Genomic DNA, 22,630 nt, shown 5'->3' on the forward strand with positions numbered 1-22,630 from the left:
CGCCGGATACAGGATCGGTGACGCCGCCGCCCGCGGCGGATCGCATCGACTACCGCTGCGCCCCCGATGCGCGTAAGCTCCGCGCAATGTCCGGACGACCGACCCTTCGGCCCTGCTCCGAGCTCCTGGCGGCGGCCGTTTCATGGGACCTGCCGCGCCCGGCCTCCTTTCTTCCGACGCCGGCCGTCCGACCGCGCTGACACGATGGACATCGAGGCACTGAAGCGTGAGATCGAGCGGCTCCGCGTCGTGGCTTCCCGCGATCGCGGGTGGCTCAACGCGGTGCTCGAGCACAGCCCGCACGGCGTCATCCTCTGCGACGCGTCCGGGAAGCTCGTCCTGCACAACCGGGCGGCAGAGCGCATCTGGGCCGGCAGCGCCTCGACCGAGTCGATAAGCGACTGGACCCTTTACCGTGCCTTCCACCACGACGGCCGCCCCTACGAGGCCGCGGACTGGGCGATGGCGCGCGCGATGTCCTCCAGGCAGGTCATCGAGAGCGCGGAGACCCTGATCCAGCGCTTCGACGGGACGCGGGGCATGGTCCTCGGGAGCGCCGCGCCCATCCTCGGGCCCGGGGGCGAGCTCGAGGGCGGCATCTCTGTGTTCGCCGACATCTCCCACCTGAAGCAGATCGAGGCGGAGCGCGGCGAGCTCGCGGAGCAGCTCCGCCGGCGCGTGGAGGAGCTCGATCGCAACGCCCAGCTCACGCAGGCGCTGCTCGCGATCGGCTCGGCGCTGAGCGGCGCGGTGACGCTCGATCAGATGTCGGCCGCGGTGGTGCGCGACGTCCACCGCGTGCTCAAGGCCTCGACGACGATGATGTACACGGCGGACGAGGCGGCCGGGCTCGCGACGCTGGTCGGCCACAGCGGGCTCGACGAGCAGCGCACGAGCCGTTATGTGACCGTGCCCCTCGACGCCCCATTGCCGCTCTCCGACGCGCTCCGGGAGCGCCGCCCGGTCTGGCTGGAGTCGAAGCAGGACATGCACGCTGCGTATCCCGAGCTCGCGGCGCTGAGGCCGGCCCGCGACGACATCCAGGCGCTCGCCGTCCTGCCGATCGTCGCCCACGGCGAGCTGCTCGGCGGGCTGTCGTTCTCGTTCGCGAGCGAGCGGTCGTGGAACGCCGACGACCGCGAGTTCCTGCTGAGCGTGGCGGCGCAGTGCGCCTCCGCGCTGGACCGGGCGCGCCTGCTCGAGCAGGAGCGCAAGGCCCGGGCGCGCGCGGAGATGCTCGCGACCGAGCTCGAGCGGCAGCAGGCGACGCTGCGCCTCCTGAGCGAGGCGGGCGCCGCGCTCTCCAACTCGCTCGATCACGAGGTGCGGCTGGCGCACCTGACCCACCTCGCCGTCCCCACGCTGGCGGACTGGTGCGCTGTCGACATGCTGAACGGCGGTGTGATCGAGCGCGTGGCCGTGCACCACAGCGATCCGGCGAAGCTCGAGCTCGCCGACCGCCTGCGGGCGATGGCCCCGCCCCGGCTCGACGCCCCGACGGGCGTGCCCGCGGTCATCCGCACCGGTCGGGCCGAGTGGATGGCCGACATCCCCGACGCCATCTACGAGTCCGCCGCGCTGAACCCCGACCACCTGAAGCTGAGCCGGTCGCTCGGGCTGAAGTCGTATGTCGTCGTCCCGCTCCGCGGGCGCGAGCGGACCATCGGCGCGCTCACGCTGGTCCACGCGGAGTCGGGCCGCCGCTTCGTCGAGTCGGACGTCGCGGTCGCCGAGGAGCTCGCGAACCGCATGGCCCTGCAGATCGACAACGCGCGGCTGTTCCAGCAGGTCGACGCGTCCCGCCAGCAGCTCGCGAGCCTGTTCAACCAGGCGCCCGCGGGGATCTGCATCATGCGCGGCCCCCGGCACGTCTTCGAGCTGGTGAACCCGGCCTACCAGGACATCCTCGGCGGCCGGGACGTGATGGGCAAGCCCATCCGGGAGGCGCTGCCCGAGCTGGAGGGCCAGGGCATCTTCGAGCTCCTCGACGCGGTCTACCGGAGCGGGCAGCCCTACGTCGGCACGTCCGTGCCCCTCCGCATCCGGCGCGGCGCCGCCGGCCCGGAGGAAGAGCGCTTCTTCAACTTCGTGTATCAGGCGATGCGCGCGCCCGACGGCGGCACCGAGGGCGTGATGGCGTTCGCGTTCGAGGTGACCGACCAGGTGCTGGCGCGCCGCCACGTCGAGCAGCTCGCGATCGAGCTCGCCACGAGCGAGGCGCGCCTGCGCACGCTGGTCCAGGCGACGACGGCCATCGTGTGGACGGCGACGGCGGCGGGGGAGGTCGCCGAGGTCTCGCCGAGCTGGCTCGAGTTCACCGGTCAGACAGAGGCCGAGTACCTGCGCGGCGGCTTCCTGGAGGCGATCCACCCCGACGATCGGGAGCCGACGATGCGGGCGTGGGCGGACGCGCTAGCGAGCGGCGACACCAACTATCAGGCCGAGTACAGGCTCCGCCGGAAGGACGGCACGTACGCCTATACTGTGGCCCGCGCGGCGCCCGTCCGCGCCACGGACGGCAGCGTCCGCGAGTACGTGGGCTGCAACATGGATATAAGCCAGCAGCGCGAGGCCGAGCGGATCACGCGGGAGCACGCCGAGGTGCTCGAGACGCTCCACGAGGTGGGGCAGGCGCTGTCGGCGGAGCTCGAGCTCGACGCGCTCGTCCAGTCGGTCACCGACGCCGGGACGAAGCTCTCCGGCGCGGAGTTCGGCGCGTTCTTCTACAACGTGAACGACGCGCAGGGCGGCAGCTACATGCTCTACGCGCTCTCCGGGGTGCCGAAGGAGGCCTTCTCGCGCTTCCCGATGCCGCGGAACACGGCGGTGTTCGCGCCGACGTTCAGCGGTGAGGGCGTGATCCGCCTCGACGACGTGACGAAGGATCCGCGCTACGGGAAGAACACGCCTTATCAGGGGCCGCCGCAAGGGCACCTCCCCGTGACGAGCTACCTGGCCGTCCCTGTCGTGTCGCGGAGCGGCAAGGTGATCGGCGGCATGTTCTTCGGCCACCCGAAGCCGGGGGTGTTCACCGAGCGCTCCGAGCACCTCACGGTCGGCCTCGCCGCGCAGGCCGCGGTGGCGATGGACAACGCCCGGCTGTTCGGGGAGGCGCAGTCGCTCATCAAGGCGCTGGAGCGGACCAACGCCGAGCTCGACCAGTTCGCCTACGTGACGAGCCACGATCTGAAGGCGCCGCTCCGCGGCATCGCGAGCCTCGCCCAGTGGATCGAGGAGGACCTGTCGGACAAGCTCACCGGCGAGACGCGCCGTCAGATGGAGATGCTGCGCGGGCGCGTGCAGCGGATGGAGGCCTTGATCGAGGGGATCCTGGCCTACTCGCGCGCCACGAGGTTCCGCGAGAAGCCGGAGAGCGTGAACATCGAGAAGCTCGCGAAGGACGTGGTCGAGCTCATCGCCCCCAAGCCGCCGGCGCAGGTCGCGCTCGACGTGCCGCCCGCGGTGCTGCGCACGTACAAGGTGCCGCTCCAGCAGGTGCTGATGAACCTGATCACGAACGCGCTCAAGCACGCTGGCCGCGAGGACGCGAAGGTGACCGTCTGCGCCCACGAGCAGGGCGAGAGGTACGAGTTCTCCGTATCGGACAACGGGCCTGGCATCGCGCCTGCGTTCCAGGAGAAGGTGTGGGGGATGTTCCAGACGCTGCAGGCGCGGGACAAGGTGGAGAGCACCGGGATCGGCCTTGCCATCGTGCGAAAGATCGTGGACAGCCGGGGCGGGCGCGCCTGGGTGGAGTCGGACGGCAAGAACGGCGCGACATTCCGGTTCACGTGGCCGAAGCGGGAAGCGGCGCAGGGCGACGCGTAGGGAGCAGCGCGCCGCCGTGAGCGGCGGGCCGGCCAGCGCTCATGGCGCGGATGTCCGGGTCAGGGCGCGGCCGTCCCGATCTGCCGGATCGTCGCTTGCTCCCGCAGCTGGTCTCTCTGCGCTGGAGCGGACTGGATGAGCTCGTTCAGCTTGCTGGAGATGACGTAGAGCTTCCCGCCCCGGAGCACTCCGGTCGTCGGATACACGTCGCCGAGCTCCTGGACCGAGCGCAGCTCCGCGCTGACCCAGCCGTCCTCGCTCGACAGCGAGAACGCGGCGTTGGACGCGGCGGCAGGGGTCTGGTTCGCGATGATCACCAGGTCCTTCTTCCCGACCAGGACCAACCCGTCTCCACCCACGAACCTCCTCGGGACGTCGATCTGCGAGAGCCGAGAGGGGCTCGCGAGGGGCACCTTGAACAGGCTGCCATCGCTCTTCTTGACGACGAGGAGGTAGCCGTCGGGGTGAACGACAACCCCGTTCAGGTTGATGCCTTCGCCGGCGAACCGCTCGTCTCGCACGAACACGGTCGCCTTTCCCTGCGGGTCGATCTTGTAGATGGTAGGGGAGAAGCTGTCGGTGACGTAGCCGTTACCTGCCGAGTCCAGGGCGATGCCGTTCACGAGGTGAGCGCCCGGGGACAGGGGCGCGAGATCCACGTAATCGAGGGCCGCGCCCGTCGCGAGATCGTAGATGCCCACGGCGGCCAGGTTCTTCGGGCCCTGGGCAGACGGCTTGACGCTCGCGCCGAGGTCGGAGCTCACCGCCCAGAGCCGGCCCCGCTGGACGTCCACGGCGATGCCGAGCACCGAGCAGAGGCGCTTGTCGTCGACGACGAGCGAGACGCCGCCGTCGCCGCCCACCGCGTAGATCGCGCCTTCCCTGAACGAGCTCACCAGGAACCTGTCGCTCCTGCTGTCGTACTCGATGGTCTCCGGATACAGCGCCGGCTTGCGGACGGTCAGGGGCTGCCCCGCGCGCTCGAGGGTGACGGCCCCGGCGGCGTGCGTGCAGCCCACGGACATGAGCCCGACCACCGCGGCTGCGCACAGCGCGCGGGCGCCAGCCAGGGCGCTTGCTCTGGCCCGCGCCCCGTCGGCCTCTGTGCGCAGCGCGCTCGTTGCCCTGTTCATGATCGACATCTCTGCTCCTGTTCTGGGTAGGTTCGTCCCGCGGGCGCAGCGCGCTATCGAGGCGCGCTGCTGGAGGCCCCGAGGCGCCTCTCCCACGCCGCCGATCCGTCGATGAAGCGCTCCTCGGTCCAGGCCCTCTCGGCGCGCGCGTGCCGCAGCCCCTGGCGCAGCTCGAGCACGAGCGCCGAGGCCTGTGTGCCCTCGTGCTCCGCGCCGGGCAGGCGCAGCGCTTCCCCGAGCTGCGCCTCGATCTCCTGTTCACGGCGCGTGAGCTCGGCCATGTGCTCGCTCATCGCCGCTGCGTCGGGGGGCGATGCTGCCGTCGCGCCGGGCGCAGCGTCGGGGCTCCGCGCGAGCCCGGCGCCCGCGTCTCCGGCGGGCTGCGACGGCCGCGCGCGCGCCACCTGGACGCTCAGGCCAGCGGCCGCGATCCCGGACGCCGCGAGGCCCGCGATCGCCCACCGCCGTCCCCGTGGGCTCGCCCGGAGGCGAGCTCGACTCCCCGCGTCCACAAGGCGCTTCACGCGCGGGAGGAGCGCGCTCGCCGGACGCGCCATGGCCGGGACCATCGCTCGCCGGTCGGAGAGCAGCGCGCCGGCGGCCACCTGGACCAGCGCGCGCGCCAGGCCCCGAGGGTCGCCCGTGAGCTCGACGGCCCTGTCGTCGCAGGCCAGCTCGGCGGTCTCACGGAAGCGAGACGCTACCCAGTGGTTGGTCGGCTGCATCCACAGGAGCGACTGCGCGAGCCCGGCGACCGGAAACCAGAGCCCATCGCCACGCTCGATGTGGGCGAGCTCGTGGGCGAGCACGGCGTCGACCTCTGCGTCGGCGAGGGCGGTGAGCCTCGCCAGCGGGATGCACACCTCGGAGGCTCCGATGACCAGGGGGCTGCCGACGCTGGCGCTCTCGGTCAGCACGACCCGGCGCAGCCCGATCCGGCTGCGCATCCGCTCCAGGCGCTGGAGCAGCCGCGCGTCCTGCACCCTTCTGCGCCCGCGGAGGCTGCGCCACAGCAGCAGCGCCGAGCCGGCGAACCGCAGCGGTCCCAGCGCCGCTGCCCCGGCTCCGCACGCGGCGAGCAGGCGCCACAACAGGGGCGCGCGCGACGCCGGCGAGCCGGCGACAGCGCCCTCACGGGTCGACTCTCCGCCTTGCGGCGCCGCGACAGGCGCCGTGGGGGCGGGCGCGTCATCGAGCGATAGGACGGAGATCTCCTGGAAGTACGGCGGCTCCCCGGGCGCGCGCTCGGATCCCCATGGCGCCGCTGCGCCGAGCAGCGTCGTCGCGATCGGCCCGAGCAGGGCCATCTTCCAGAGCAGGTGTCGCGTCGAGGCCGAGAGGGATCCACGGCGAGCGAGCAGCCCCGCTGCCCCGGCCCACACCGCGGCGTGGATAGAGTAGGTGAGCAGCAGCGCCAGCCAGAAGGCCGCCGTGCCGGGCTCGATGCCCGGCCATACCAGCAGGTGGAGCGCCACGATCAGGCCCCTTTCTCCTCGAGCAGCCGGCGCATCTCCTCGAGCTCTTCGGGGCTGAGCTCCTCCGACTCCAGGAGCTGCGCCGTGAGGGCGGAGACCCTGCCGCCAAAGAACGAAGACACGACGCGGTGGAGCACACCCCTGGCGGCCTCCTTCTGGCTCACCAGCGCGCGGTACACGAGCTGCCTGCCGTGCCTGCGATGCTCCACCCAGCCCTGCTTGCTGAGCCGCTGGAGCAAGGTCGCCACCGTCGTGGGCGCGAGCGCCCTCCCGTCCTTCGCCATCGCCGAGAGGACATCGCTGACCGTACCTTCCCCGACCTCCCAGAGCGCCTTCATCACCGCGAGCTGCAGATCCGTCAGAGTTCCCGTTCCCACGACTACAAGTGTCGTCCATGGTCGCCGGGCTGTCAACGACAAATGTAGTCGTCGTGGCTCTGGCAGGGCGCCACCTCGATACGCCGAGCGTTTCCCACGCCGCAGCCGGCCGCCCGGGGGCATCCCCGTGGCGTCGTGAGCGCGGCCTTCGCGTGGCGGGGCCCCGGTCTTCGGTTCAGGACCGCCTCGAGGCGGCGCGCCGTCGAGGCGCTCAGTTCGCGGGCTTCGGCATCGTGAACACCATCGCTTCCTCGTCGTCCTCGAGGTTGTTGATGGTCCAGTAGATCGACCCGCAGTCGATGGCGATCTCGAAGAAGTAGGGCTGCCCCGTCGTCAAGGTGACCATATCGCCCTTGCCGATGTGCGCCCGCCGCACCTCGCCCTGACCCTGGCTGTTCTGTTGAACGGTCCAGTAGACGAACTCGTCGTCCACGGCGACCGACTTGGGGATGGCCCCGTTATCGACGGTGTACGTGAAGGGCGGGTCGTCGAGCGCCGCGTTCGTCGCCTTGGACTGGACCGCGCCGTTGTTGTCGGTCACCCAGTACACGACCCCCTTGGCGATGAGTACCTCGGTGGGGTTGCCGTTCGTCTCTGCGAACACCTCGGCGGTCGCGCCGAGCGGATCCTTCGTCTTGCGGAGGATCTGGCTCGCGAGGTAGTCCGACCAGTAGACGTGCGTCGCGTCGACGGCGATGCCCATCGGGTTGCCGTCGGAAGCGACCTGCTCGGCGAGCCGCTGGCTGCCGTCGGCCTTGGCCCGCCACACCGCCTGGGGCACCTGGGTCACCCAGTAGACGCTGTCGCCGAACGAGGCGATCCGGCCGTACGATGGGTATACCTGGCCTCCTTCCTCCGGGACCTCGGCGATCTGGATCGGGCTCGAGCTCGGCGGATCGATGGGTATCCCGAGCACGTTCCCGTTGCTCCAGTTGTTCCACGAGAGCTGCCCGCCGGAGTAGGTGACCCAGGCCGCGTCCCCGAACCCCGGGGTGCCGGGGAGCGCGCGCGCGGCCCCGCCGTCCTTCGGGATGGCGATGATCGCCTCGCCGTTCGCCAGGAGCACGGCGTCCTCGGTGACGACCATGCCCTTGGGGTTCATCCCGAGATCTCCCGGCATCTGCGTGACCGGGCACGAGCCCGCGGTGCAGCTCGACGGGGCACACGAGGGCATGGCCCCGCCTGCCCCGCCTGCCCCGCCTGCCCCGCCGCCCGCGTCGCCGCCTGCCCCGCCGCCGCCGGCGGAGCCCGACGTCGGCGCGGCGGAGCCTCCGCTGCCGGACGCTGGGCTCGCCGCCGTCGAGGACGACGACGCGGGCGCCTCCGTGCCAGGCTCGATGCCGAAGATGAGGTTGCAGCCCGTGCCCGCCGCCACCAGCGCGAGCAGGGCGGGGGGCAAAGCGATCTTGCTGTGCATGAGGGAGTCTATAGAACGCGCGCGCGGCGCCGGCTATGATGCGCGCCACACCCTGGCGTGGAGGCGATATGGAAGCTGGATCCGAGCGTGTCCGGAGCGGCGGCTGCACGTGCGGCGCGGTGCGCTTTCTCCTTCGTGGCGAGCCTATCCGCGTGGGCATCTGCCACTGCACCTCGTGCAGGAAGGAGACGGGCGGCGTCTTCATGCCGTACGCCGTGTGGCCGTGGGCGAGCTTCGAGTCCACGGGCGAGACGAGGTGCTGGGAGGGACGCAGCTTCTGCCCGACGTGCGGATCACGGCTCTTCTCGCCGCAGGAGGAAGCGGGGGAGGTCGAGATCAAGCTGGGATGTCTGGACGACGCGCCCACGGATCTCGCTCCGACCTACGAGCTCTGGATCAGGCGCCGCGAGCGCTGGCTGCCCCCCTTGGCGGACACGGAGCAGCACGTGGGCGACCGGCCGTGAGCGGGCCTTCAGGCTCGCGAGCGTCGGGCGCTCCTGTCGATCCTGGGTGATGGATATCGCCGATCGCGCGCGCCCGTCGGCGCGGGCGCCTGAGCGCGATGCTGGCGCTCACGCCAGCCTGCGGAGCTGCTCCAGCCGGCGCCGTTGATCGATGTCGCGCCGCTTGATCTTCCCGGTCCTGAGCTCCTCGTAAGGCCCGCACACCGGCCGGTAATCGCACTGCGCGCACGCCCCCTCGGCCGGCATCGGCAGGAGCGCCGCCCTGTCGATCGCGTCGCCGATGATCCCCGCCACCTGCTCGGCCGCCTCGCGCGCCCGCGCGTCCAGGTAGATCGGCACCTCCGTGAACCCGCCGGCCGAGGTGCAGTAGTAGAGCCGCCCCGACTCGACCTGCGTCCCCGGCGGCATGAGCTTCTCCAGCGCGAGCGCGTAGAGCACCGGCTGGAGCGTGCCGCCGCCGCTCACGACCGCGTCGCGCGGCGCGCGGGCCTTGCCCGTCTTGTAGTCGGTCGCCCGCATCGCGCCCCACACGCTCCGCTCGACGAGATCGATCGACCCTCTGAGCCGCACGCCGCAGTCGAGCTCCACCGGCTCGTCCGAGCTCCCCGGGTCGCGGGCGGCGAGGCGGCGCGGCAGCCCGAACGACAGCTCGAAATGGAGCGGCTCCCAGTCGCGATCCTCCGCGGCGCGCCGCAGCCACTCGCGCAGATCGGCCCGCACCGACGCGATCCCGTCGTCCCAGACGCGCTGGATCGCCGGCGCGAGCTCGTCCGCGTAGCGCGCGGCCACGCGGTCGAGCGCCCGGTCGAGCTCGGCCCGCGCCTCGTCGAGCGTCGAGACGCTCACCGGCAGCTTGCCCCCGTCGCGGAGGGCGACCAGCACCTCGTAGAGCACGTCGTGCACGAGCCGGCCGCGCTGGAGCGGATCGAGCTCCTCGATCGCCTCGGGCGCCGGGCGCGGCGCGAGCCTGTGCACGGCGTAGAGGAAGAACCGGTAGGGGCACGCGGCGAAGTGCTGCAGCGCGGTCGGCGAGAACGAGCGGCGCCCGAACGCGTGCTTCGCGAGCGCCTCGCGCGCCTCCGCGACCGGCTTGAACAGGCCGTCGGCGCTGGTCCAGGCCGGGATCCAGCGCCGCGCCCGGAACCGGAGCGCCCGCGCGAGGTGCGGGTTCGCGCCGAGCAGGTAGCGCGCGGTGCCGATGGTCCGCTCCTCCGGCAGGCTGAAGAGCGTCTCCAGGAGCGCGAGGTCGTGCTCCGCCGCGTCGATCGCGTCCTCGGGCCGCGCGGGCGCGGGCCAGCCGATGCGCGCGGCGCCGCCCTGCTCGGCGCGGCGCTCGAGCTCGCCGAAGCCGGGCAGCCTGCCCTCGGCCGCGCGCAGGAGCTCGAGCCCGTAGAACGAAGGAACCCGCGGCCGCGACTGGTCCATGTCGACGCGCGGGTACGACACGACGAGCTTGCGACGGGCCGCGCCGACGGCGAGCCGGAGCGCGAGGCGCTCGCGCGCGACGCGGTCGTCGCTCGTGTCGAGGCCCGAGGCGCCGCCGGCGATCGCCCGGCGGAGCGCGTCGCGGAGGATCGGGTCCTCGGTGACCTTCTGCGGGAAGATCCGCTCGGCGAGCCCGGGCACGAAGACCACGTCGAACGAGCGCCCGCGGGCAGCCTCGATCGGCGCCACGAACAGCCGCCCGTCGCGGCGGGCGGCCGGCGGCAGCACGAGATCGGTGAGGCGGTGCGCGAGGCAGAGGCGCACCTCGCCGAGGTCCACCGGGCCGACGTCCGCCATCGGCGCGAGCTCCGCGAGCACGGCGAGCACCCGCTCGGGCCGCCGCAGCGCGCGCGTCGCGAGCGCCGAGAGTCGTTGGCGCCACTCGCCCCAGGTCGCGCGCTCGCCCGGACCCGGCAGCGCCGCGAGCAGCGGTAGCGCGAAGTCGCGCAGCGCCGTGAGGTCGGCGAGCGCCCGCGCGATGCGCGCGGTGTCGCGCTCCTCCGAGGCGCGCGAGAGCTCTTGCCGGAGCTCCCGCTCGTATCCGGAGAGCCGCACCTTCCACCGGTCGAGCCCGCCGATGACCGCAGCGTCGACGAGGATCCGCTCCCACCGCCGCGGGGCGCGCAGGGTGCCGTCCTGTACGGGAGCGTCGGGGTCTCCGCCCGCCGCGGCGGGGGTGCGGTCGCCGTGGAGCGCGTCATTCTGGAACGGGTTGTCCAGAATGCTCGGCGCGCCGGCCGGGGAGGGGGTGCGGTCGTCGTGGAGCGCGCCATTCTGGAACGGGTTGTCCAGAATGCTCGGCGCGCCGGCCCGGGAGGGCGCACCATCACCCTCGAGCGCGTCCTCGTCGAGCTCGCCGCGCAGAAGCTCGGGGAAGAGGTCGTCGTCCGGCGGCACCCACCTGTCGGCCTCGGACGCGGCCGGCGGCGGCTCGCCCGCGGGCGTCGGGTCGGGCACCTGCCCGAGCGAGAGGTACTCGGCGAAGCGCGACGCCGAGAGGTGCTCGGCGGCGCACGCGAGCAGCGCGAGGAGCGCGCGGCCCGCCGGATCGGGCTGGACCGAGCCCTGCGCGAAGTACGCGGGGATCCCGGCCCGGCGCAGCGCCTCGACGAGGTGCGCGCGGTACTGCTCGGGCGCGCGCAGGAGGATCGCCATCCGCTCGAAAGGCACGCCGCGGCCGGCCTCGCGCAGCGCGATGCGCGCGAGCTCCACGCACTCCCGGCTCTCCCCGGGCGCGGAGAGGATCTCGACCTCATCGCCGAGCCCGGGGGCCTCGTCCGTCAGCGGGTTGAACAGGTGCTCCTGCAGGCGCGCCAGCGAGGTGCTGGGCGCGCCCGGCGGCTCGTCCCCCGCGCCGGCGCCGTCGTCCGCGCTGCTTTCCGCGCCGCCGTCCACGCCGTTGCCCGCGCCGGCGCCGTCGTGCGCGGCCGAGACAGCGGTCAGCGAGACCCGGCGCGGCGGCGACCGGAGCGCCGCCTCGAGGTGGCGCAGCGACGCGGCGTCGCCCGCGGGCACGGTGGCGAGCGCGTCGGGAGAGCGCGCCGCCACGGCCTCGAGGAGCTCGCGCTCCAGCGCGAACCGCACCGGCAGGTCGAGCAGGAGCATCGGCAGCCCGAGCAGCGGGTGCCTCGCGCGCGGGTCGCCGCCGTCCTCGGCCCGGGCGCGCTCGGCCGCGAGGCGCAGGACGAGCGCGCGGTCGGCGAGCCCCGCCTCGTCCAGGGCGGCCTCGAAGGCGTGGGCGATGCGATCGAGGTCGGCCGGCGCGAGCGCTTCCGGCGCGACGCCGGAGAGCCGCACTTCGTCCAGCGTCCGCGCCACGGCGCGCGGCAGCCCGGGCCGGTCCGCGACGCGGGCGAAGCGCCCGAGCAGCCCGTCCTGCGCGAGCCCGTCGATCGCGCGCGCACACAGGGCCTCCATCGCGAGCCCGCTGGCCGGGACGAGGCCGCGCGCGGCGAGCGCCGGCATCGCGAGCGCGGCGGCGAGGCGCCCCAGCGTGAGCCGGTGCCAGCCGAAGGTCGCGCGGCGGCCGCGGAGCGACGAGCGGGCGAGCTCGCTGACGGCCTCGACCGAGGCGCCGACGAGGAGCACGCGCTCGGCGGGGAGCCGGCGGCGCAACCAGCCCACGGCCCGATCGAGGCGAGCGGCGGCGCTGGGGGAGGTGATGAGGACGTGAGGCACGAGGTCGCTGGGGAGGCGCGGCGGGGCGCCGGGGAGCGGCGGAGGCGGCGGAGGCCGCGCAGACCGCTGCACGGCGGTGCAGGCGCCCGCGGAGTGTGAAGCAGAACGGAGGAGGAGGAAACCCGCGGCGGCGCCGAGCGGGGCTGCCGGACGGAGCGCTGGACGGGATGTCCGGCGGGGCCGGCGTGCTGCGCTGCTCGGTCGCTGCCCCGCCCGGCGGTCTCCGCTATACTGGCGGAAGCATGCTGTGCGATGTTGCGGCGAGGCAGGCCAGCCGCCCCTACATGGTCCGTCGCGGCCCGAGGCCGGCGTGAACGACCTCGACCTGCGCTGGATGGATCGCTGCCTGGAGCTCGCCGCGCTCGCCGCGGGGCGCACCGCGCCGAACCCGATGGTCGGCTCGGTCATCGTGCGCGGCGACGAGCTCCTCGCCGAGGGGTTCCACGAGCGGGCCGGGCTGGCCCACGCCGAGGTCGACGCGCTGCGCAAGCTCGACGGCCGCGCCGAGGGCGCCACGCTCTACGTCAACCTCGAGCCGTGCTGCCACCACGGCCGGACGCCGCCCTGCACCGACGCGCTCCTCCGTTCCGGCGTCCGGCGCGTCGTGATCGGGATGATCGACCCGAACCCCCTCGTCTCCGGCAAGGGCGTGGCCCTCCTCGAGGGCGCCGGGATCGAGGTCGTCATCGGCGTCCGCGAGCCCGCGTGCCGTGAGCTCAACCGCGTCTACATCGCGAGCATGGCAGAGCGCAGCGCCCTGGCCGCTCGAGCGACGCCGACGTCCTGACGCCGCGCCCCGGCGCGGCGGACACCTCGCCCGCGGCGCCGCCGCCCGCGCACCGCCCCGCTCCACGGATTCCCCTCCTCGCGGGCGCCGCGCCTTCGGCGGGGCCCCGCCGTCTCCCCTCGTGAACGTCCCCGCCATCCGGGGCCGGCCAGAGGCCCGGCGAGATCCTCCCGCCCGCGCCCCATTCCAGATCTCCCGCCGCGCCGGGTCCGACTCGGAGGCTCACCGCGCGCGGCGCTGGCACCACGATTGTTATGCCCTCCGCTCACCGGCGGAACCGAGTGGCGCGACGCTGTGCGCACCCTCACGTCACGACCGCTCTAGACATCATTTCTAGACGGAAAGGTAGCAGTATGAAGAATGCTCTCCCGTTCGCGATCCTGTGCCTCGGCGCGCTCGGCTGCGCGGATACGCTGGCCGGGGACGACGGCGAGCAACCCTTGCTCACGTCCCGGCAACGCATCGTCGGAGGCGCTGTGGACACAGCGCACGCCTATGTCGTGGGCGTGGGCACTCGGAGCCGGGCGTTCTGCAGCGGGACGGTGATCTCGCAGCGGACCGTGATCACGGCGGGACATTGCCATGGCGGGCTGTCGCGGGTTTACTTCGGCCCGAGCCTCGGACGGCGGTCCGCGAGCGTGCGGATCGAGACGTCGAAGCGGCACCCCGGCTACGACCCGGCCACCCTCGAGAACGACCTCACCCTCCTCAAGCTGGAGAGCGACGCGCCCGTTCAGCCTGCGCCGCTCCTGCGCGAATCGATGGACAACAACGGCTGGTACATCGGCCCGGACTACACCTTCGTCGGCTATGGGGTCTCCGACGGCGTCGCCGGGACGGGGTTCGGCACGCGCCGCGTCGTGACCTTCCCGATCCTGGCGGTCGGGCCCGCCCGGGTCGGGGGGACGCCGGGGACCATCAACGCGACGCAATTCTATTACCAGGTCCCGGCCATGAACACGTGCAGCGGCGACTCCGGAGGTCCGGCGTTCCTCGTGCGGTGGGGCGTCGAGCGCCACGCGGGCGTGACCTCGTTCGGCGACGACCCCTGCACCCTCGACGGGGTGCAGGCGCGCACGGATCTCGACCAGATCTCCCGGTTCATCCAGCCGACGATCGACGAGTTCGAGGCGGACAACCCCTGCCGCGCCGACGGCCGCTGCGAGGCGGCGTGCGACGCCGGCCCCGACGTCGTCGATCCCGACTGCGCCGAGTACCACTGCGGCGCAGACGGCGTTTGCGCGCAGGCATGCGTGCAGCCGGTCGACCCGGACTGCGCGCCCGACGACGACGCGCCGGAGTGGTGGCCGGAGCAGTGAAGAGGGGTGGGGTGAAGGAGCGGTGAAGACGGCGCCGTGACGACCCGCGGGCGCGGCCCGCGGGTCTGCTGGCGTGACGGAGCTCAGGGCGTGTCGGCGGGGTCGGCCGGGTCGCTGCCGGCGATGCGCCCAAGGGTGTAGTTCGGCTTACGATGGCTCGGTTTTCCGCCTTCCGCAGCGGCGGGGCGAGGACGAACGCAGAGAGAGGGAGGCAGGCGGAGACAGCGGCGCTGTGCGCCGGGAGGCGCGGGGACCCGGGAGGGGCCTCGCCGGAGGAGGGCGCTACTTCTTCGCCATCACGTACCGGAAGTCGAACCGAGCGGCGCCCGTGTCGAGCGTGCCCGCGCGCCGGAGCCCGGCGCCGTCGAGCTCTTTCGCCTGGAGGTCGTCGAGGCGGCGGATCATGGCGACGACCTCCGGCAGCCCGTGCCGCCGCGCGAAGGCCGCGAGCGGACACTCGCGAACGCCGGCGGCCCGGAGCGCGCCGGCCCCGGCGGCCCTGTCGAGGCGGGTGCCGCCCGGCTCGCGCGCGGGCGTGCTCCTCATGAGCAGGGGCCGCGCGGGGCGCAGCCGCGACACGACATCCATCGCGGCCCCGAGGAACGGGTGCCGGCTCCGCTGCTTGCGGTGGAACGCGAGCAGCATGTCCTCCGCGAGGCGCAGGGCCGGCGCCCGGTCCACCCCGAGATCGTGCTGGAGCGCCTGGTAGATCGCGAGCACGGGCGGGCCGAGCTCGAAGAGCCTGCGATCCATGCTGCTCTGGAGCCGGGGTATCGTCGGCTCGAGCGCGAGATACCTCTCCTTGGCGTGCGTGTGGAGCGCCGCCGCGCTCTCTTCGCCGAGCTCGTGAGCCGCGACGAACCGGCCTTCCGTGAGGATCTGAGCGAGACGTTCAGAGGGCGATGCCATGCTCCGAAATTACCATAGGTCACGCCATCGCAAGCATTGTTGTTCGAACTTTCTGCGCTGTACTGGGCAGTTGGAGTGGCCGGCCTGGCCGGCCGGTCGGCCAGCTGGACTGGCCGGCCAGGCCGGCCAGTCGGCCAGCGGAGCCGTCGAATCGAGCGCTTCTCGGGGCGTCCGGCGTGGGCCAGCCAGCCCGGCCCTCCCGGCCAGCAGGGCAATCGGCGCGGCCTGCAAGCGAGGTAGTCCGCATGACCGGTCAGACTCGGCGGCGAAACCGTCCTGAAGCGGGATGGATCTGGTCCGGACGCAACATGGCTTTGCCGCGCGACGCGTGGATACCCGGGCTGCCGTCGTCGCGGGAAGCCCGGCCGGCAGCGGTCAACACGGGAAGCCCGGCCGGCAGCGGTCAACGCGGGACGCCCGGCCGGGCAGCGCTACGCGGCCGCCGGGCCCCACAGGCCGGGCACGCGCGTCCCGCACGAAGGGCACGCGCCGCCGGAGAGCAGGACCTCCTGCGTCTCGTAGTTGAACCGCCGCACCACGACCTCGTAACAGCCCGGGCAGCGGGTATGCGAGAGCTCGCGCACGCTGTCGGCCACGTTGCTGACGTAGACGTACTTCATGCCGCGCGCGTAAGCGACGCCGGCCACATCCACCAGGAACGCCGGGTCGGTGGTCGCGCGGTCGCGCATCTTGTAACGCGGGTAGAAGGCGTTGAGGTGCCAGGGGATGTCGAGGTCGACCCGGGCGATCTCGGCGCCGAGGGCGCGGAGGCCAGCCTCCTTGTCGTTGAAGCCGGGGACGACGAGCGTCACGACCTCCACCCAGTAGCCGAGGCGCCGGGCCTCGCCGATCGCGGCGATCACGGGCTCCACGCGGCCGCCGAGCGTCCGGTACTGGTCCGCGCTCCACCCCTTCAGGTCGACGCGGAACACGTCCGCGACCGGGCGCATGTACGCGAGCGCCTCGGGCGTCGTGTTGCCGTCCGAGATGAGCGCCGTGACGAGCCCCCGCCGCCGCGCCTCGGTGAAGACCGCCCGCGCCCACTCGGCCGTGATCATCGGCTCGTTGTAGGCGCTCGCGAGCACCTCGCAGCCCGCCGCGACGGCCAGCTCGACGAGGTCCGCGGCGCTCATGTCGATCGGCTCGCCGTCGCCCTCCGGCTCGCGCAGCGCCTGCGAGACCTTCCAGTTCTGGCAATAAGGACAGCGCAGGTCGCACCCGAACATCCCGAAGGTGAGCGACCTGGCGCCGGGGCGTACATGAAAGATCGTGTTCGTCTCGACCGAGCGCACATAATGGCGCGCCACATAGCCGAACGGGACGCGGAGCTCGCCGTCCTGCTCGAAGCGGATCCCGCACGCGCCCGCGCGCCCCGGCGCGACGACGCAGCGGTGCGCGCACGCGGTGCACCGGAGATAGCCCTCTTCGGGCCCCGGCTCGTAGAGCGCGCCGCGCACCGTGCGGCGGGCGAGCCTGGCCGTCAGCGGCTCGCCCGCGGCGCCGTCGCCCTCGGGCGCGCGCTCGCCCGAGGGCCCGGCAGACGCGCGCTCGCCCGAGGGCCCGGCAGACGCGCGCTCGCCCGAGGGCCCGGCAGACGCGCGCTCGCCCGAGGGCCCCCGGGCGGCCCCGCGCACGAGATCCTCGAGGCGGACGTGCGGCCGGGAGCCCGGCTCGAGCGGATCATCGAGGGATGCTTCCGGCGCGCTGCTGCCGTTCGTCTCCATGAGAAGGCGCGCATCGTCGCACCGGCGCCGCGAAAGACAAGGGCCGCGGCGCCGGTGCCGCGGTGTCCAGGCGCGGCAGCGCGCGCCGAGCGGGGGTGTCAGGCCGGCAGCACCCCGGAGCCGGGGTGTCCAGGCGCGGCACCGAGGTGTCCAGGCGCGGCACCGGGGTGTCCAGGCGCGGCACCGGGGTGCCAGGCGCGGCAGCGCCCCCGGAGCGGGGGTGTCAGGCCGGCAGCGCGCCCGCGCGCTCGGCGAGCCTGGCGAGCTCTTCCTGGTCGAGATCGCGCTCGCCGGCGAACGCGATCCCCACGACGGCGCGCACGCCGGCCGAGGCGTCGCGCACCGGCAGGGCCACCGCAGCCTGCGCCGCGACAGCCCTGGCCCCTGGCCGGACGTCGCCGGACGAGTCCGTTTGCAGGTTGCATGTCTGCACGGGCTGGCCGCGCTCCCAGGCGAGCCCGGCCATCCCCTTGCCGCGCGGGACCACCCGCGTGACCTCCTGCACCTTCTCGGGGATGTTCACGGCGGCGGCGAGCGCGAGCGCGTCCCCCTCGATGAGGTGAACGGTGCCGGCGATACCGCCGCTCTCGGCGATGAAGCTCCGCAGCCACGGCTCCAGCGACTCTCGGCGCGCATGCATGCCCGCACCCTCGACCGGCGCGGCGCCCGCGTCAACCGGGAGGCCCGGGCGGCGCCGTCAGTCGGACTCGCAGATGAAGCGCAGGTGCAGAGAGCAGGGCTCGTCGTTCCAGCCGAGCTCAGGGTAGAACCGGTTGAGCTGGCCGCAGTCCTCGTTGTTGCCGGCGTTGTTCGGCTCGCCGCGGTACCAGTTGCTGTACGACACAGGCTCGCCGCTGTCCCAGCCGAACGTGCCCTCGGAGGCCCTGTCGTTCAGGCCCATCCACCACTTCTGCGTCGAGTACGCCGAGGCGGCGCCGGACACCCACGCCTCCTCCGACGCGTCGTTGAGCGTGACCAGGCTCATGCCCCGGCTCGCGCAGGTCGCCTTCGCGTCGGTCCACGACTCCTGGCCGTCGCAGAACAGGTAATCGTGCCCGTTGTGCGTCTGCGTGTCGCACCTCGTCGAGCCGCAGACGACGATGGTGTGCGCGCACAGGACCGATTGCACCGTCTCGTTGACCACGATGTCCACGTAGAAGTAGATCGTCTGCTCGACGCAGTCGTCGATCGACTGGGGCTGCGCGCTCGGCGCGCGGCTCCCGTGCTCCCGCGCGATCATCCGCTCCACCTCGAGGGCCGCGATGTCGTCCGCGGTGAGCTCGGGGAGGTTCGCGGGATCTGCCGTGATCACGAAGCGGCCTTCCCGGGCCTCGAGCGGGCTGTACGGGTGCGAGAACAGCGGCTCCATCACCTCTGCCATCGGCGCCTTGCCCTGATCGCCGAAGTCGAGATCGACCCGGCCGAAGTCGAGCCCGTCGAAGGCGAAGTGCGCCACCACGTCGCGCGCGCGCAGGTCGACCGAGAGCCGCTCGCCAGGGGCGAGGCGCGCGACGCTCTGGGCGTCAATCAGCACGTTCGAGACACCCCCTTGCTCGACCTCCGCCGCGTCGGGGCCGGCGGTGCTACAGCCCGCCAGGCCGATGGCGGCCAGCGAGGCCGCGGTGAGGGGTAGCGCCAGAAAACGAGAGATCCGAGCGAGCTGTTTGAGCATGTTCCCTCCAGATGTGATGAATCCCGTCGGCGAGCCGCGTTGGCGCGGCGCGGCGCGGCGCGGCAGCGCTGGCAGCGGGCGCACCCGTGAGCCCGCTGCGCTCCGAGCCGGGGTAGGATGCCTTTCGAGCCCCCCGAGGCCCCCTGCTTCCCCCTGGCCCTGGCGCGTCCGCGGCCCACGAAATGAGCGCTGCTGCCCGAGGTGCCGGCTGTCGGGCGGAGCACGCTCGTCATCGAATGAGCGAGTGTACTCCCACCCTACTTGATAGATCGCGAGTATGCGGACAGCGTGGCTTCAAGCCAAGGAGAAAATTGAACTCGTCAATTTTCGAGGAGAAGGTGTCCGGGCGTGTGCGTCCTCACGGTCACTCTCGCGCACTCACGCCTCCTCCTTCACACGCTTCGGCCAGCGCACGAAGAAGGTCGCGCCTGCGCCCGGGTGAGAGCTGACCCACACGCTCCCGCCGCGGCTCTGCACGATCTTCTTCACGACGGACAGCCCGATCCCGGTGCCCTCCACCTTGTCGCGCGACTCGAGGGTCTGAAAGAGACCCCAGATGCGATCGTGGTACTCGGGCGCGATGCCTGGCCCGTTGTCCCTCACGGCGAACTCGTGGAACTCGCCGGCGTCCGCGCAGGTCACCTCGACGCGCGGGTCGCCGCGGCGCGCGTGCTTCAGCGCGTTGCTGATGAGGTTCTGAAACACCTGCTGCATCGGGACCCGCTCCGCGACGAGCGTCGGCATCCCGGGCGCGATCTCGACCCGGGCCTCGGCGGGCGGCGAGAGCAGCTCGACGACCTCGGCGAGCAGCTGGCCGGTGTCGACGCTGACGGCGTCCCCGCGCACGCGCCCCGCCCGCGAGTAGTGGAGGATTCCGTCGATGAGCGTCTCGAGGCGGCGCACGCGCCCGCGCAGGAGCTGGATGTGCTCCTGCGTCTCGTCGTCGAGCTTGCCCTCGAGCGACTCCTCGATCCACTCCGACAGGTTCGCGATGCCCCGGAGCGGCGCCTTGAGGTCGTGCGAGGCGACGTAGGCGAACTGGTCGAGCTCCTGGTTCGTCTTCGCGAGCGCCGCGATGAGCTCCTCGCGGTGCTGGCTCAGCCGCTCGATGTGGCGCCGCGCGAGCACCTGATCGGTGACCTCGAAGGCGACCACCATGACGCCCGTGACGGCGCCGGAGGGGTCTCGGATGGGCTGCGCCACGTAGTTGAAGAAGGCGTCGCTCGCCACCCCGCCGCGCCGGATCGGGATGTTCAGCTCGGTGATGCGCAGCGGCTGGCCGCTCCTCAGCGCGCGGTCCAGGGTCGCGATCACCTCGTGCTCGCCGAGCTCCGGGAACACCTCGCGCACGTTCTTCCCGACGATCTCCGGCCGGCCGACCATCTCGCAGTACGGGGGGTTGGCGACCTCGTAGCGGTGCTCGGGGCCGACGAACACCGCGATGGGGATCGGCGCCTGCATGAAGAGGTCGTGCAGCTTCTCGCGCTCGCGCTCGGCCGCCGCGCGCAGGCGCGCGATCTGGAGGTGCGTGGCGACCCGCGCGACGAGCTCGCGCGCGGAGAACGGCTTGGCGAGGTAATCGTCCGCGCCCGCCTCGAGCCCCTCGACGCGCGACTCGTCGCCCGCGCGCGCGGAGAGCATGATCACCGGGACGCTCCTCGTGCGCTCGTCGCCGCGCAGCGCCCGGAGCAGGCCGAAGCCGTCGAGGTTCGGCATCATCACGTCGGTGAGCACGAGATCCGGCGGGCGCGCGCGCGCGGAGTCGAGCGCGGCGGCGCCGTCGGCCACCGCCTCGACCGTCCAGCGCTCGCGCAGCACGCGCCCGACGTACTCGCGCATGTCGGCGTTGTCGTCCGCGAGGAGGATGCGCGCCGCCGGGACGGCCTCGATCGCGGCGTCCGCCGGCGAGGTCAGCCCCGCCGGCGCGACGTGGACGTCCTCGCCGGCCTCCGCGCCGGGCAGCCAGCGGAGCGCCTCGTGCACGTACGGCGCCGCGCCCGTGGCCGTCGACGCCAGCGTCCGCCGGGCGTTCACGCGGTCCTGGGGGAGGTGCGCGGTCCCGAGCGGCAGGGAGATCGTGAACGTCGTCCCCTCGGAGACCTTGCTCGCCACGTGGATGGCCCCGCCGTGGAGGCGGACGAGCTCGTGGACGAGCGCGAGCCCGATCCCGGACCCTTCGTGGGTGCGGGACCGCGCGCCCTGGACGCGGTGGAACCGCCTGAACAGGTGCGCGAGCTCGTGCTCGGGGATGCCCGTCCCGGTGTCCCGCACGGTCAGGTCGACGCGATCGCCGTGGGCGCGGAGCGAGATCGCGATGGTCCCCTCGAACGTGAACTTGAGCGCGTTCGAGAGGAGATTCAGCACGATCTTCTCCCACATGTCGTGATCGACGTGGACGGGCTCGGGCAGCGGCGGGCAGTCCACCTCGAACGCGAGCCCCGCGCGCTCCATCGCGGAGCGGAAGGCGCTGGCGAGGTCCGCGGTGAGCGCGGAGAGATCGGTCGGCTCGTAGGACGCCTGGATGCGGCCCGCCTCGATGCGCGAGAAGTCGAGCAGGACATTGACCAGCTTGAGGAGGCGGACCGCGTTGCGGTAGGCGGTCTCGAGGTCGACGCCCGACAGGCTCCCTCTGGAGGACGCGAGCGCGTCCTCCAGAGGCCCGAGCATCAGCGTGAGCGGCGTGCGGAACTCGTGGCTCACGTTGCTGAAGAAGGTGGTCTTCGCGCGATCGAGCTCGGCGAGGGCCTCGGCGCGCCGCTTCTCTTCCTCGTACGCCTGCGCGTTGGCGATGCTCGCCGAGATCTGGCCGGCGACGAGGCGGAGGAAGCCGCGGTAATCGCCGTCGAAGAGGCGGAATGGATTCAACCCGACGATCAGGACCCCCGCGCGCCCCGTCTCGCCTGGAGGGGAGATCGAGAGCGCGGCGGCGCGCACGGGCGGCCGCGGCCAGGCGCCGGTCGGGAGGGCCCCCGCGCCCGCCGGGAGCTCGAGCTCGCGGCAGACGTCGTGCTCGCGCAGCAGCTCGGCGAGCGGCCAGGGCGACGCCTCCGTGAGCGCGATCGTCTCCGGGGCCGTCGCGTGCCCGCGCGCGAACCCGGTGGACCCCGCGAGATGCACGCGCCGCCTGTCCGCGTCCAGGATGTAGAGGAGCGCGAACGGGAGATCCTTCGCGTCCGTCGCGAGCGCGAGCGCGCTGCGCGCGCACACCTCTTCCCACGTGCGCGTGTTCGCGGTCTGCGCCGCGAGATCGCGGAGGAGCGCGAGCTGCCGCTCTCCGATGATGCGCCGCGTGTCATCGGTGTTGGCGCAGATGATGCCGCCCGTGCCGCCCTGATCGTTCGGCACCGGGCTGTAGGAGAACGTGTAATAGGTCTCCTCCTCGTACCCGTGGCGCTCCATGATGAGGAGGAGCGCCTCGTCGTAGGTGCCCTCGTCGCGGCGCATCGCCGACGCGGCGCGCGGCCCCACCTGGTCCCAGATCTCGCGCCAGACGACGGACGCGGGCTGCCCGAGCGCCGCGGGGTGCTTGCCGCCCACGATCGACTTGTAGGCGTCGTTGTAGAGGTTGATGAGCGAGTCGCCCCACCAGACGAACATCGGCTGGCGCGAGGTCAGGATGATACGCACGCACGTCTTGAGGCTCTGCGGCCATGACGAAACCGGGCCGAGCGGCGTGCTCGCCCAGTCGATTGCGCGCATGCGCTCGCCCATCTCGCCGCCTCCGGCGAGGACGGCCCGAGCGTCCGCGCGATCCGACGACGCACCATCCGGCGTGAACGACATGGCTCCTTGTAGCGTGGCGCCGGTGGCCGGAGAAGGGCCGACGCGCAGGCGCCCGCCATGCGAGTCAGGTGAATGGGGC

At 72.8% G+C, this 22,630-nt stretch carries 14 protein-coding genes; 4 read left to right on the forward strand and 10 right to left on the reverse strand.

Annotated features, from left to right (window positions below; genetic code table 11):
• Nucleotides 1-204 precede the first annotated feature (204 nt).
• On the forward strand, nucleotides 205-3,828 hold the full coding sequence (locus WME89_RS02215) for a GAF domain-containing protein (RefSeq protein ID WP_438007636.1): 3,624 nt from the start codon (nucleotides 205-207) through the stop codon (nucleotides 3,826-3,828).
• A 59-nt stretch (nucleotides 3,829-3,887) separates the two neighbouring features.
• Here the strand turns inward: WME89_RS02215 and WME89_RS02220 are convergent, their stop codons facing one another.
• The 4 genes from WME89_RS02220 to WME89_RS02235 form a co-directional block, all read right to left on the reverse strand.
• Entirely contained in the window at nucleotides 3,888-4,961 is a 1,074-nt protein-coding gene (locus WME89_RS02220; protein WP_438007637.1) for a hypothetical protein, read from the reverse strand.
• Nucleotides 4,962-5,014: 53 nt separating this feature from the next.
• Nucleotides 5,015-6,436, reverse strand: coding sequence for a M56 family metallopeptidase (locus tag WME89_RS02225; protein ID WP_438007638.1), 1,422 nt, complete (start codon nucleotides 6,434-6,436; stop codon nucleotides 5,015-5,017).
• A 2-nt stretch (nucleotides 6,437-6,438) separates the two neighbouring features.
• Nucleotides 6,439-6,813, reverse strand: coding sequence for a BlaI/MecI/CopY family transcriptional regulator (locus WME89_RS02230; RefSeq protein ID WP_438007639.1), 375 nt, complete (start codon nucleotides 6,811-6,813; stop codon nucleotides 6,439-6,441).
• Between the two features lie 211 nt (nucleotides 6,814-7,024).
• Complete coding sequence (locus WME89_RS02235) at nucleotides 7,025-8,230, reverse strand: ABC transporter permease (RefSeq protein ID WP_438007640.1); 1,206 nt, start codon at nucleotides 8,228-8,230, stop codon at nucleotides 7,025-7,027.
• Nucleotides 8,231-8,298: 68 nt separating this feature from the next.
• Between WME89_RS02235 and WME89_RS02240 the strand changes: the two genes are divergently transcribed.
• Nucleotides 8,299-8,694: a GFA family protein gene (locus tag WME89_RS02240; protein WP_438007641.1), complete on the forward strand. Its 396-nt coding sequence runs from the start codon at nucleotides 8,299-8,301 to the stop codon at nucleotides 8,692-8,694.
• A 108-nt stretch (nucleotides 8,695-8,802) separates the two neighbouring features.
• Here the strand turns inward: WME89_RS02240 and WME89_RS02245 are convergent, their stop codons facing one another.
• On the reverse strand, nucleotides 8,803-12,303 hold the full coding sequence (locus WME89_RS02245) for a PD-(D/E)XK nuclease family protein (protein ID WP_438007642.1): 3,501 nt from the start codon (nucleotides 12,301-12,303) through the stop codon (nucleotides 8,803-8,805).
• A gap of 364 nt (nucleotides 12,304-12,667) precedes the next feature.
• Here WME89_RS02245 and ribD point away from each other — a divergent pair, with 364 nt between their 5' ends.
• Together ribD and WME89_RS02255 are read left to right on the forward strand one after the other, a co-directional pair.
• Nucleotides 12,668-13,144: a bifunctional diaminohydroxyphosphoribosylaminopyrimidine deaminase/5-amino-6-(5-phosphoribosylamino)uracil reductase RibD gene (ribD, locus tag WME89_RS02250; RefSeq protein ID WP_437756417.1), complete on the forward strand. Its 477-nt coding sequence runs from the start codon at nucleotides 12,668-12,670 to the stop codon at nucleotides 13,142-13,144.
• Nucleotides 13,145-13,497: 353 nt separating this feature from the next.
• Entirely contained in the window at nucleotides 13,498-14,463 is a 966-nt protein-coding gene (locus WME89_RS02255; protein ID WP_438007643.1) for a S1 family peptidase, read from the forward strand.
• Nucleotides 14,464-14,745: 282 nt separating this feature from the next.
• On the opposite strand, the gene WME89_RS02260 is transcribed toward WME89_RS02255, so the two are convergent.
• The 5 genes from WME89_RS02260 to WME89_RS02280 all read right to left on the reverse strand — a co-directional run bounded on the left by WME89_RS02260 (nucleotide 14,746) and on the right by WME89_RS02280 (nucleotide 22,551).
• Nucleotides 14,746-15,372: a hypothetical protein gene (locus WME89_RS02260; RefSeq protein ID WP_438007644.1), complete on the reverse strand. Its 627-nt coding sequence runs from the start codon at nucleotides 15,370-15,372 to the stop codon at nucleotides 14,746-14,748.
• 431 nt (nucleotides 15,373-15,803) lie between these two features.
• The gene (locus WME89_RS02265; RefSeq protein WP_438007645.1) at nucleotides 15,804-17,096 is read right to left on the reverse strand and encodes a radical SAM protein; all 1,293 of its coding nucleotides are present in this window, start codon (nucleotides 17,094-17,096) and stop codon (nucleotides 15,804-15,806) included.
• 223 nt (nucleotides 17,097-17,319) lie between these two features.
• Nucleotides 17,320-17,736, reverse strand: a complete 417-nt coding sequence (locus tag WME89_RS02270) for a GAF domain-containing protein (RefSeq protein WP_438007646.1) — start codon at nucleotides 17,734-17,736, stop codon at nucleotides 17,320-17,322.
• Between the two features lie 57 nt (nucleotides 17,737-17,793).
• Complete coding sequence (locus WME89_RS02275; protein ID WP_438007647.1) at nucleotides 17,794-18,768, reverse strand: lectin-like protein; 975 nt, start codon at nucleotides 18,766-18,768, stop codon at nucleotides 17,794-17,796.
• Nucleotides 18,769-19,146: 378 nt separating this feature from the next.
• Nucleotides 19,147-22,551, reverse strand: a complete 3,405-nt coding sequence (locus tag WME89_RS02280) for an ATP-binding response regulator (protein ID WP_438007648.1) — start codon at nucleotides 22,549-22,551, stop codon at nucleotides 19,147-19,149.
• Between the last annotated feature and the right edge of the window lie 79 nt (nucleotides 22,552-22,630).

It is taken from the genome of Sorangium sp. So ce321, from assembly GCF_051530195.1.
GTDB lineage: Bacteria > Myxococcota_A > Polyangia > Polyangiales > Polyangiaceae > Sorangium.